Annotated in this window: 8 protein-coding genes; all 8 read left to right on the top strand. The window is 36.7% G+C overall.

Annotation, left to right across the window (positions count from 1 at the left end):
• On the top strand, nucleotides 1-735 hold a 735-nt coding region (locus tag AADI82_RS09670), incomplete at its 5' end, for a RagB/SusD family nutrient uptake outer membrane protein (protein ID WP_341216241.1).
• A 293-nt stretch (nucleotides 736-1,028) separates the two neighbouring features.
• The gene (locus AADI82_RS09665; protein ID WP_341216240.1) at nucleotides 1,029-4,094 is read left to right on the top strand and encodes a glycoside hydrolase family 2 TIM barrel-domain containing protein; all 3,066 of its coding nucleotides are present in this window, start codon (nucleotides 1,029-1,031) and stop codon (nucleotides 4,092-4,094) included.
• Nucleotide 4,095: 1 nt separating this feature from the next.
• A complete protein-coding gene (locus AADI82_RS09660) occupies nucleotides 4,096-6,459 on the top strand; it encodes a hypothetical protein (protein WP_341216239.1) in 2,364 nt (787 codons plus the stop codon).
• Nucleotides 6,460-6,475: 16 nt separating this feature from the next.
• Nucleotides 6,476-7,645 (top strand): mannonate dehydratase, encoded by a 1,170-nt coding sequence (uxuA, locus tag AADI82_RS09655; protein WP_341216242.1) that lies wholly within the window; start codon nucleotides 6,476-6,478, stop codon nucleotides 7,643-7,645.
• 30 nt (nucleotides 7,646-7,675) lie between these two features.
• The gene (uxaC, locus tag AADI82_RS09650; protein WP_341216238.1) at nucleotides 7,676-9,082 is read left to right on the top strand and encodes a glucuronate isomerase; all 1,407 of its coding nucleotides are present in this window, start codon (nucleotides 7,676-7,678) and stop codon (nucleotides 9,080-9,082) included.
• Nucleotides 9,083-9,101: 19 nt separating this feature from the next.
• Nucleotides 9,102-9,869 (top strand): glucose 1-dehydrogenase, encoded by a 768-nt coding sequence (locus AADI82_RS09645; RefSeq protein WP_341216237.1) that lies wholly within the window; start codon nucleotides 9,102-9,104, stop codon nucleotides 9,867-9,869.
• 23 nt (nucleotides 9,870-9,892) lie between these two features.
• On the top strand, nucleotides 9,893-11,140 hold the full coding sequence (locus tag AADI82_RS09640) for an Nramp family divalent metal transporter (protein WP_341216236.1): 1,248 nt from the start codon (nucleotides 9,893-9,895) through the stop codon (nucleotides 11,138-11,140).
• A gap of 13 nt (nucleotides 11,141-11,153) precedes the next feature.
• Nucleotides 11,154-12,221 carry a mannonate dehydratase gene (locus AADI82_RS09635; protein ID WP_341216235.1) on the top strand — a complete coding sequence of 356 codons (1,068 nt, stop codon included), beginning with the start codon at nucleotides 11,154-11,156 and terminating at the stop codon, nucleotides 12,219-12,221.
• Nucleotides 12,222-12,500 lie beyond the last annotated feature (279 nt).

Below are 12,500 nucleotides of genomic sequence, written 5' to 3'. Positions count from 1 at the left end.
GGTACAATAAGATTTGGCCGTCCTACAACAGAGCGTATGTTCCAAAATTTCCATTGGTCATTCCAAAAAGCGGGTTATACGGGGCCGGCACAGGATTCTACTGGTCGAGGAGTAGCATTTATAAGAGGAGTTGACCATGCAAATTATACTGTTTGGAGAGGGGCAGAAAACGATTTAAGAAATACGGAAGCAGCAATTAAGCGTAAATTTTATTTTGCGGACGATATAGCTCCATATAGCAAAGGAGATTTAATCCCTAAATCTTTTTTAACGGTTGCCGAAGATTCAATGCTCTATATTTTTCCCAACTGGCAAAAGTTTGGAACAGATAAACACTTAGATGGAAGACCAGATAATGGCTATGTGCGCGACTTTTATGTAATGCGTTTATCCGAAACCTATTTGCTAAGAGCAGAGGCTTATTTGGGTAAAGGACAAAACGATATGGCAGCAGACGATATTAACGCTATTCGTACAAGAGCTCAAGCTCCTTTAGTTGATGATGCCGATGTGGATATAGATTATATACTGGACGAAAGAATCCGTGAACTGTATGGCGAAGAATATAGGATGCTTACTTTAGGCAGATTGGGATTGATATACGATCGTACCAAACGATTTGGGTATGGACCCGCACAAAACTCCATTCAGGAATTTAATAATCTCTTTCCCATACCTCAGTCCGTTATCGATAGAAATGGTGGGGCGGTAATAGAACAAAATCCAAAGTATTAGTTTTGTTAAAGTTGAATTAGTTTTATATTGTGAAAAAGATGCCGTTTAAATGATAAATGGCATCTTTTTTAAAAATCAAAATAAAACTGAACGTGTTTGACTTTGAAAAGACGAGAACCGTTATTTATGGTTTAATACCTATGAATCTGAGGGTTTTTAATAAAAACCCATATAATAATTAGACCAATACCTCATAAGGTTAGGTTATTGATAACATGAAAAAACACAAGATCACATTTCTGTCCGTAATAGTTTGCTTGATTATTACAGTTGATTCCCATTCACAGGAGAAAATGGATCATTTTGCCAAGATTGGCAATATGGTTTCTGGCACACGATTACATTTATTGGAGCAAAAGGTGCCAAAAACCCTGCCCGAAGAATATCTACCCGTAACGAACAGTCCATCTGCAGCGTTCAAACCAATTCATAGTATGGATACGGCAGACGAGCTTCAGGAAGAGTTGCTAAAATTCAGGAAGCAGTTTGTCCCTTTTATGGATAACAAAGCACCAGAATTAAAGACAACCAGAATAAAGATTCCTTTAACCGAATTTAATTGGAGAAGGGAAACCAGTGAAGATGTCTCCAATTTCACGGAAACCCTAAAAGGTAAAGGACAATGGGAAAAGGTACAGATGCCCCATTTTGGTCCACCACGTGGTCGTGCAGTAACGTATTATTTTAGAACTTTTGTTCTGACCCAGGAAATGTTGGACAAAGGCAGTTTGTTTTCATGTTTCAAAGCCGTAGACTATAAAGCTTCTGTGTTTATAAACGGAGCGTTACAAGGCACACACGAAGGCATGTTTGCCCCGTTCGAGTTCAATTTTACCAAACATGCTAAACTTGGAGAAAACACCATACTCGTTAAGGTAGAAAGCGATTATAATATGACAGGGAGTAATGACCTAAATGGTGTTAGGGTGTATGGTGATAAAATCTTTACTGGAACAGGAGTAGGGTATGATGATCCTGAAACGGGATGGCATATTGCCGATGGCATGGGTATTTATCAAGACTGTTACATTGAAGCTCGGGAAAAACTACACATAAACGATACATTTGTTCGTCCCTTATTGGAAAAGCAACAGGCCGAAATTTGGTTGGAGGTCAATAATTTTTATGAAGATTACAAAGAAATAACAGCCAAAATAGCAGTTTTTGGACAAAATTTTAAAGCAACCGTTGTACCCGAGTTCGAATATAAACCCAGCACAAAATTCATTCAAGGCGTTGGAGACTTAGATAAACCTAACGATGGTAAGCATAAGTTTCTAAAAATGGGTTATGGAAAAAATTATTTAAAATTAACGGTAGATATAGAAGATCCCAAAATTTGGAACAACCAAACCCCTTGGCTGTATCAATTACAGGTAAAACTGTTCGATGGAGATAAGCAATTAACAGATACCAAAAAGCAACAATTTGGTATGCGTTCATTCACTATGGATACCATAAGTGTCCCAAAAGGTACCATGTACTTAAATGGAAATAAAATCCGTTTACGGGGGGCAAATACCATGGGATTTTTGCAAGTTGATGTAAAAAATAAAGATTGGGATCAGTTAATAGACGATATTTTGCTGGCAAAGATTTGTAACATGAATTTTTTGCGTTTAACACAGCGCCCGGTACAACCCGAAATTTATGAGTATTGCGATAAACTGGGCTTGATGACCCAAACAGACCTTCCTCTATTTGGAGGTGTGCGTCCCAACAAATGGGCAGAGATAGTGAAGCAGGCGGGAGAAATGGAACGGTTGGTACGCAATCACCCAAGCAATATTATGATAACCTATATGAACGAGCGTTTTCCAAACGGAGAAGGATTTCCCCAACGTCAAATAGGAGATGCCGAAGGCTATATGAAACTATACAAAGCCTGCGACCAGGCCGTACTAACGGCAAACCCCGATAGGGTAATAAAATCCAGTGATGGTGATTACGACCCACCATCACCAGGGTTACCCGATAGCCATTGTTACAATGGTTGGTATAATGGACACGGATTGGGCCTGGGCGAACTGCACAAAGGCTATTGGCAATACATTAAACCTGGTTGGTTTTATGGTTGTGGCGAGTTTGGTGCAGAGGGACTGGACAACTACAATGTCATGGAAAAATACTATCCAGAATCATGGCTCCCACAAAGCAAGGCCGAAGAAAAAACGTGGAATGCCAATCGGATTTCAAAAGCACAGACCCATCGTTTTCACTACATGTGGTTTAATACGCAGGACAATGTAAAGGATTGGATAGAAGCTAGCCAAACACACCAAGCATGGGCAACAAAACTGACCACTGAGTCGTTTAGGCGTAATTCAGATATGGTTTCATTTGCCATTCACTTATTCATAGACGCTTGGCCGGCAGGCTGGATGAAAACCATAATGGATGTAGACAGACAGCCCAAAAAGGCATTTTTTACCTATAGAGATGCTCTAAAACCTTTGATGGCAAGTTTAAGAACGGACAGGTATCATTTTTATTCAGGTGAAGCATTAAAAGTTGAGGCTTGGTTGTGTAATGATTTAAACGAAATTCCAGAAAATTATACCTTAAAGTACCAAATGGAAAAAGGAAAACGCATTGTGTTTTCAAATGAAATAAATGCAAAATTTGCTGAAAATGCTTCAGAATTTCAAGGCTATATAAATAGAAAACTACCAGAAGTAAACGAAAGGACTTCCTTTTTATTAAGATTGGGATTATTTGATGAAAACGGTAATGGGATCAGTGAATCTACGGTTGATTTGGAAGTATTTCCAAATCAGGAAACATGGCCTAAAAGTGTTTATGCCACTAATACAAAACAAAATATAGCATTGCCATTACTAAACGAATTAAAAGTAAACCCTAAAAAAGATTACACCAGTGCCAATACGATTATTATAGATGATTTTGATTGGTATCAACAGCATAAGGACGAAATCGATAATTTGGTACTAAATGGTAAAAAAGTCGTTTTTATGGAGTTGGGACAAGGCGATTATTCCATTGCAAAAAGCCATATAAAAGTAGAAAATACGGCCATGGGAAGCTATTATTTTGTGTCGCCCCAAACAGACCATCCTATGGTTAAGGGCAATAAACCCAATGATTTTAAATTTTGGTACGACGAATCCAAAGATTTAGTATCACCATTCCTAAGTGCCATAATGCTTTTAAATAAAGATTGGAACCCTATTCTTTTAAGCGGTAACACCAATTGGGTTGGAGATAAAGGAGGAGCATTTGCCGTTGCCGAAATGAATTACGGTAAAGGGACATTTACAGTTTGCCAATTACAGTTAAACCATAGGCTAAGTACTAACCCTGTGGCTAAAACTTTTGTGGAAAGGTTATTAAAACAATAGTATGGGGGCTAAAAAAAAATATTCCATTATAAGAATAATAGGTATGGTATCTGTATTGCTGCTATTCACATGCAAAAAGAAAACCAATCCAACACATGCGGTTTTAACAACCAATTCCCCTGGAATTGCCCAATCTAAAATTGATGGGGACAAAATTATTCTAAAGAATAAAGCTATCGAAGCCGTTTGGAGCATAGCAAACAGTACTATAAAACTTGAAAAAGTAGCCAATAACTATGATGGTACCGAAGTCAATTTAAAAAATATTGCCCTTTTTAATATTGAATTGGAAAATGGTGAAAATTTCAGCAATGAAGATTTTAAGCTTCAAGAAGCTTTACGCTTAACAATCTTAAAACCAACAGATAGTTTACCAAACAAGGCCTTGTCTTTTTCAGGAAAGGAAATTTCTGGAAACCTCATTTCGAGGGATGACAATATTGCAATCCAATGGGCTGCCCAATTAAGGGAAGGAGGCAATTACATCAAGCAAAATATAAAGATAGAAGCAATCCATACACCGGTAAAGATTAAGAAAATAACTTTCTTTGATGGGACACTACAGGGCGCATGGTATGATGGATCGGTTTTGGGATCGCCCATAATATATAAGAATTTCTATTTTGGAATGGAACACCCCATAGCCCAAAGCAAAGCCTTATTGGTTAGGACTATAGGAGATGTTAGTGTGCCTCAAGTCGATATTTCCAACATAATAGATGGTGCTGGAGCCTATGTGATTTCCTATGAACATGCAGGTGGCCCAGACCAGTTCAATATCAATTCAATAGCCCTTCTTGAAAACGGTAAAATGGTAACTGAGGACAAGCATGTATTAAATGGTATTGGAGGAAGCAGTCTTTATAAATTGGAGTTGCAATCCTATACAAAAGAAGCCAAATATGAGATGAAGGCCAGTGTAAATCAACCAGAAAACGCTACAGGCACGTTTCATATCTACAAAAAGACCCCAAATATTTTAAACTTTTATGTAAATCGGGAAGACGAGTTAAAGCCTTCTGAAAATATTTCTGAATGGGCTGTAATGGGCGTATTTCCTGAAAATCAAAAAAGGAGATTTTTTAGTGACTATATAAAAAAGGAAAGGGCCAGACCCTACAAACAGTTCTTGCATTATAACTGTTGGTGGGACATTACCGATGATGGCGCGTCCAGTTTTACCTCGGAGCAGCTTACGGAACGTATGCATGCCTGGAACGAAAAATTTATAAAACCCTTTAACATAAAACTAGATGCATTTGTTTTTGATGATGGTTGGGACGATTTGGACAACGTATGGTATTTTGACCCTATAAAGTTTCCAAACGGATTTGAGAGTCAGGCCAAACTTTGCAAAGAATACAATTCGGGAATTGGAGTTTGGATGTCGCCATTTGGAGGCTATTTAGAAAACAAGGACAGAAGGGTGGCATCTGCAAAAAGGGAAGGGTTGGAAACAAATGATAAAGGTTTAAGTCTTGCCGGCAAAAATTATTACAATCGTTTTTTGGAAAGGGCGACCGATATGTTAGTCAATTACAAAGTCAACTATTTTAAATTTGATGGCTTTGGAGGTTCAGAACCAAAATATCTTCCAGATATGGAGGCAGGGGTAAAGCTTATTTCCAATTTAAGAAAAACAAATCCAGATGTCTATATCAATATTACCGTAGGCACATGGCCTTCACCCTTTTGGCTCAAATATGCCGATTGTATATGGCGGGGAGCAGGCGATTTGCATCAAGCTGGTGTGGGGAGTACCACACAAAAAATGATGACTTATAGAGATGGGACGCTCCATAATAATATTGTAAACAGGGCACCTCTTTATCCGCTCAATTCAATAATGACGGTGGGCATAGCCTACGCCAATTTAGGGCACCCCTCAAAATATGTTAATGACGATCTGGAGGATTTTAAGGATATGGTATATTCCTCCTTTGCCGCCGGATCTAGCTTGCAAGAATTATATATAAGCTACAATAAAATGAAGCCTGAGTTTTGGGCCGTAGTTGCAGAAGGAGCCAAATGGGCAAAAGCCAACGAAACCATTTTGGAAGACACGCATTGGATTGGCGGAAGCCCCATTAATTTAGAAACATATGGCTTTGCTTCATGGACTCCGGAAAAAGGGATTATTTCCCTTAGAAACCCCAGTGATAAAAAAGTAAAATTCAAATTAAACCCAGCGAAAGTCTTTGAACTTTCAAAAGAAAACCATTCTAATTTTGAATTTAAAAGCCCTTGGAATGAGGACAAGGAAAAAGAAAGTATCATTATAAATGTCAATGAAACCAAAGAGATTGAATTGGAGCCTTTTGAAGTGCGTATTTTAGAAGGTTTTTTAATAGGTAATAATAAATAATTTCTTGTTCATGAATATGCTACAAACATGGCGTTGGTATGGTCCAGATGATTCTGTAACACTTTCTAATATAAAACAAGCTGGGGCTAAAGGTGTTGTAACAGCACTACATCATATACAAAATGGTGAAGTTTGGACAGTAAAAGAAATAAGTGAAAGGAAAAGAATAATTGAAGATAGCGGATTAATTTGGTCTGTTGTAGAATCTGTTCCAATACATGAAAGCATAAAAACCCAAACAGGAGATTTCTACAATAGAATTGAAAATTACAAACAAAGCCTTATTAACTTAGCTAGTTGTGGTATTTATACGGTATGTTATAATTTTATGCCAGTACTCGATTGGACCCGAACACACCTTTTTTGGCAATTGGAAGATGGAAGCACGGCTTTAAGATTTGATAAAATTGAAATGGCTGTTTTTGAATGTTATATAATGAATAGGATTGGAGCTGAAAAAGATTATACCAAAGAAGTGTTAGAAGCTGCAAAAATTCGATTTTCGAATATGAAACCGCAAGAGAAGCAGCAACTGGAGGATAATATATTAAAGGGACTTCCAGGTACTGTAGATGATCTTACCATGCCGGTCTTTAAAGAGATGATTGCACAGTACAATACTATTACCCATAAAGAACTAAAATCTAACTTGTCCTATTTTTTGAATGAAATCGTGCCAGTTGCAGAAAAAATTGGTGTAAAAATGGCGATTCACCCAGATGACCCTCCGTTTGATATTTTAGGACTTCCAAGAATAATAAAATCTGAAAAGGATATAGAAGATTTAGTAGGGTTTATTGATAGTACTTCTAATGGAATTACATTCTGTACAGGCTCTCTTGGAGCAAACCCAGAGAACAATCTTCCTAAAATGATTCGAAAATTTGGAAAGCATATCCATTTTCTTCATTTACGAAGCGTAAGAAGAGAAGAAAATGGGAGTTTTTACGAAGATAATCATTTAGATGGATCTTCAGATATGTTTGAAATAGTAAAAGCTGTATTGGAAATTCAAAATAAAAATGGAATTAGCTTACCAATGCGTCCAGATCATGGCCATCAAATGTTGGATGATTTAAAAACAAATGAAGCCTATCCGGGTTATACTGCTATTGGCCGTTTACGAGGCCTTGCAGAAATAAGAGGGTTAGAGTTGGGAGTGTTGAGAAGTATGGCGATATTTTAATTCCTACCTAAAACAAATACAATTACATTAATGAGAAACCCAATCGTAGATCAGAATTTTTTATTGCATAGTAATGTTGCCGAAACATTATACCATGAGTATGCATCAAAAATGCCTATTATTGATTATCACTGCCATATAGAAGCCCAAGAAATTGCCGAAAATAGAATTTTTAAAAACCTCACTCAAATATGGTTAGAAGGCGATCATTACAAGTGGCGAGCTATGCGGGCAAATGGCATTTCTGAAGATTATATTACTGGAAAAGCTACCGATTGGGAAAAATTTCAAAAATGGGCAGAAACGGTTCCATATACCATGCGAAATCCTCTGTACCATTGGACACATTTAGAACTAAAAAAGCCATTTGGAATTGAAGACATTCTAAATAAGCATTCAGCTAAAGATATTTATAATACGGCATCCCAAAAGCTAAGTAGTGGCGAGCTGTCTGTTGAAAATATTTTAAAAAGCTTTAATGTTCAAAAGATTTGCACAACAAATGATCCAATAGATGCATTAAAGTGGCATCAGCACATTGTACAGAGCAATATGGAACTGCAGGTGTCTATGGCTTGGCGTCCAGACAGAGCCATGGATGTTAGGGATCCAAAAGAATTTAACAGCTATATAGAACGTTTAGAAGAAATTAGTTCAAATTCTATTAGTTCGTATTCTGATTATTTAGAAGTACTTAAATCTCGTCATAATTATTTTCATGAAAGAGGTTGTAGGCTTGCAGACCATGGATTGGAATTTCCTTTTCCAGTAGATACCACTACAGAACAGGAAATAAGTGCAATTTTTTCAAAAATAAGATTGGGGAAAAACTTATCAGAAGGGGATCAACAAAAAATGATGAGTTCCCTATTGTATGAATTCTCCATTTGGAACTTTGAAAAAGGATGGGTTCAACAATATCACGTAGGTGCCTTTCGAGATGTAAACAAAAAAGGTGTTAGAATTATAGGAAAAGCATGTGGTTTCGATTCTATAGCAGATTTTAATTATGCCACTTCTATGGGAATATTTTTAAATCGATTAGAAGAATGTAATAAGCTAACTAAAACCATCATTTACAATTTAAATCCTAAGGATAATGAGATGGTAGCCACCATGATGGGGAATTTTCAAGACGGATCGGTTCCGGGCAAGATGCAGTATGGTTCTGGATGGTGGTTTTTGGATCAAAAAGATGGCATTGAGAAGCAAATAAATACACTATCCAACCAAGGCCTTTTAAGCCGCTTTATTGGTATGCTTACCGATTCCCGCAGTTTTTTGTCTTACTCAAGACATGACTATTTTAGAAGAATATTATGCAATATAATAGGCAATGATGTTGAAAATGGAGAGCTTCCAAACGACATGAAATTTTTAGGGCGTATGGTTCAGGATATTTCTTATAATAATGCCAATGACTATTTTGATTTTTAACAATATAATTTAAACTATAATGAATACAATAGAAAACATAGTCGATTTGACCGATAGGGTTGCCTTGATAACTGGAGGCGGTTCTGGTATTGGGCTAGGAATAGCAAAACAGTTTATAGCCCTAGGGGCTAAGGTCGTGATTACTGGGCGTGACCAAAAGAAATTAGAAGAGGCAAAGACAATATTGGGAGCAAATTGTTTTTACTATACTAACGACGTTACCAAAAAAGCAGAACATGAAAACTTGGTAAAGTCCATAGAAGAAAAAATTGGTCCTATCCAAATTCTGGTAAACAATGCGGGGCGCCACTCCAAAAAACCATCTTTAGAAGCTACCGACGTGGAATTTCAGGAGATAATGGATACCAATGTAAATAGTATTTTTGCGCTTACAAGAACGGTTCTTAAGTATATGATAACCAGAAAAAAAGGTTCCATAATCAACATAAGTTCCATGACCGCACTTTATGGGATTCCGCTGGTTGTTGCTTATAGCAGTTCCAAAACGGCCCTTCTAGGAATGACGAGGACTTTGGCTTCGGAGTATTCGCATACGGGAGTAAGGTTCAATGCCATAGCCCCAGGGTTTATAGAATCAAAAATGTTCCGTAATGCCATGTCGCAAGACCCAGAACGCGAAAGGAAAATCCTTTCCAGAACCCCCGCCCAACGTTTTGGTTCGCCTTCCGATATTGGAAAAGCCGCAGCGTTTTTAGCTTCCGATGCCTCAGAGTTCATTACGGGTGTCTGCTTACCGGTAGATGGAGGGAACTCGATTGGGTTTTAATCAATAATTAGAAAATAGAAACAATGTCAAAATTAAAAAAACTTATAGCTAGTATATTACCTGGTATTTTCCTAATTGGATACAATGTAGGTACAGGAAGTGTAACCTCTATGTCTAAGGCAGGAGCTAATTTTGGCTTGGATCTCTTATGGACCGTACTTATTAGTTGTTTAATAACCTATTACCTTATTGTGTTGTTTAGTAAATATACTATGGTTACTGGAGAAACCATTATTCAAGGAATAAAAACACATATTCATCCTAATGTAGCCATCATTTTAATAGTAGCACTATCCATAATTATATTAAGCGCAATAATGGGTTTACTGGGTGTTTTGGCAGATGTTTTGGCGGTTTGGTCTACAAGTGTATTGGATATTAGTATCACCTCTTTAGCATGGGCAATAATTATAGCTATAAGCATTTATATATTACTATGGATAGGGAACTATGATTTTTTTGAAAAAGTACTGGCAGTATTTGTAGCTATTATGGGTACGGCATTTATTGCTACCATGTTCATCAATTTTCCATCTGTGGAAGAATTAGCTAAAGGTTTAATACCCTCGCTTCCAGAAACCGCAGAAGGAAGCGATAACAGCCCACTAATTATTATATCGGGAATGGTAGGAACAACAGTTTCGGTATTTGCATTTATTATCCGTTCTCAAATAGTAAAAGAAATAGGTTGGAAAATAAAAGATGACAAAATACAGAAGCGGGATGCCTTGGTTAGTGCCTCTATGATGTTTTTTATAAGTGCCGCAGTCATGATAACGGCCGCTTCAACACTACACGTACAAGGATTGACCATGAACAATGTTGCGGAAATGGTACCTTTACTAGAACCCATTGCAGGAAAATCGGCTTTAGGTGTATTTGTTATAGGTATTGTTGCAGCAGGTTTATCATCCCATTTACCAAATTTATTGGTCATTCCTTGGTTAATAATAGATTATAAAAATGAAGAAAGGAATACACAAACAACAAAATACAGAATTATTTTGTTTTTCTTATCCGTTATAAGTGTTTTTGGTGTTGTTTTTGGCTTTAAGCCTGTGTTTGTGCTAATATTGTCTCAGGCATGTATTGCAATAATACTTCCAATTACCATAGCTTGTATATTTTATCTCACCTCGAAAAAAGTATTGATGGGTAACCATGTAAACCGCATATATGACCGTGTATTATTGGGCATAATTTTATTATTCTCAATCTATGTAAGTACGTTAGGAATAAAAGGATTAATTACAGACTTAGCAACAATTTAAAAATTAGCAACAAATGAAATTGGGATTTGGATTATATAAGCACATGCTCAACGATGCCCATTACCGTTTTGCAAAACAATGTGGTGCAACACATATTATTGTACATCTTGTAGATTATTTTGGTCACGAAAAAAACAATAAGGAAAGTGCAAACCAACCCATTGGTCAAAAAGAAGGATGGGGAGCAGCTGGAGATGGAAAACTATGGAGTTTAGAATATTTGTTGAAAATAAAAAGAGAAATTAATAGTCATGGTCTGGAACTGGAAGGTATTGAAAATTTTGATCCAGCCATGTGGCATGATATTTTGTTGGATGGTCCCCAAAAAGAATCTCAAATCGAACTTGTAAAAGAACAGATTAGAATTGTTGGAAAAGCGGGGATTCCTGTATTTGGATATAATTTTTCGTTGGCGGGAGTTTCAAGTAGAACAGTAGGTGCTTATGCAAGAGGCGGTGCCGTTTCTGTTGGAATGGAAGGAAAAGCTGATGAAACACCAATACCAAACGGAATGGTTTGGAACATGGTATATGATGAAAATGCCAAAGAAGGCGTAATCCCAAAAATTACTCATGAAGAATTATGGAGTCGGTTACAATACTTTTTAAATAATATTATACCAGTAGCAGAAGAAGCGGGCGTTAAAATGGCCGCGCACCCAGACGATCCTCCAATGCCATATATTAGAAACACACCAAGACTCGTTTACCAACCTCAACTATACCAGAAACTTATTGATATGGAATCAAGCAAAAGCAACCAACTTGAGTTTTGTTTAGGTTCTATTGCAGAGATGACGGATGGCGATGTGTACCAAGCAACCGAACAGTATAGCAGTCAAAATAAAATAGCCTATATACACTTTAGAAATGTTATAGGTAGAGTACCTAATTATAAAGAAGTATTTGTTGATGAAGGTGATATTGATATGATACAAATTTTAAGAATTCTTAAAAAAAACAATTTTAAAGGCGTACTGATTCCGGATCACACGCCACAAATGTCGTGTGATGGTTCATGGTATGCAGGAATGGCTTTTGCTATGGGGTATATGAAAGCGGCACTGGCCTTGGTGGATTAATATTTGACTGTTATTTCAACTGGGCATTGAATTTAGTTAACTCTAGTATTATTTAAATACAAAACCAAATTTTAGAATTCTATATTTAATAAAATTGATTTCAGCGAACTGTATTTTAGAATGACAAACCTTTTGTGTCTTTTATGCATGTAACAAAGAGCAGAAAACGGATAAGTATTCCTCAAATTGAGCTTTTATAGGTTAACTTATATCTTTAAGAAATAAAATAAGATCAAATTACATCTTCAATGTTCTTTATTCGGTTTTAATTGTGCAAAT

The sequence above is a fragment of the uncultured Wocania sp. genome (assembly GCF_964021735.1).
GTDB lineage: Bacteria > Bacteroidota > Bacteroidia > Flavobacteriales > Flavobacteriaceae > Wocania_A.
The sequence above is the reverse complement of the archived record's forward strand: the minus strand, read 5'-3'. Positions and strand labels throughout refer to the sequence as shown.

Bases quoted from the DNA above. Each gene is read 5' to 3' on its own strand.
- AADI82_RS09665 (WP_341216240.1), top strand. From the start codon at position 1,029: ATGGATCATTTTGCCAAGATTGGCAATATGGTTTCTGGCACACGATTA.
- AADI82_RS09645 (WP_341216237.1), top strand. From the start codon at position 9,102: ATGAATACAATAGAAAACATAGTCGATTTGACCGATAGGGTTGCCTTG.
- AADI82_RS09640 (WP_341216236.1), top strand. From the start codon at position 9,893: ATGTCAAAATTAAAAAAACTTATAGCTAGTATATTACCTGGTATTTTC.
- uxaC (WP_341216238.1), top strand. From the start codon at position 7,676: ATGAGAAACCCAATCGTAGATCAGAATTTTTTATTGCATAGTAATGTT.
- uxuA (WP_341216242.1), top strand. From the start codon at position 6,476: ATGCTACAAACATGGCGTTGGTATGGTCCAGATGATTCTGTAACACTT.
- AADI82_RS09660 (WP_341216239.1), top strand. From the start codon at position 4,096: ATGGGGGCTAAAAAAAAATATTCCATTATAAGAATAATAGGTATGGTA.
- AADI82_RS09635 (WP_341216235.1), top strand. From the start codon at position 11,154: ATGAAATTGGGATTTGGATTATATAAGCACATGCTCAACGATGCCCAT.